The organism is Chryseobacterium sp. SIMBA_028, assembly GCF_046535285.1.
Lineage (GTDB): Bacteria > Bacteroidota > Bacteroidia > Flavobacteriales > Weeksellaceae > Chryseobacterium.
In genome coordinates, this window is sequence record NZ_JAWRWZ010000855.1 from 1 (window position 1) to 233 (window position 233).

At 35.6% G+C, this 233-nt stretch carries 1 pseudogene; it reads right to left on the reverse strand.

Features of this window, described 5'->3' with window-relative positions:
• Nucleotides 1–233: pseudogene (locus tag SCA31_RS25615) on the reverse strand (DUF2236 domain-containing protein); the annotation flags it as partial.

A 233-nucleotide genomic window follows, 5' to 3' on the forward strand; every position in this document is an offset into this window, starting at 1 on the left:
TTTCTTCATCTTCAGAAAAAGTATTGCCTAATTTTTTGAGACTGTGGAGAAAAACCAGGCTGAAGCCGATGTAAGTCGCCATCATATCCCATGAATTAATAGGTTCACCCCAGTTTTCAGTATCCCAATCTTTATAATGCTTTTTAATAGACGATCTCGCATAAGAATGAATAAGACGTGTTTTAATAGCAAATTCATATCCCTTTGCATGAATTTCCAGCGCATTATACCTT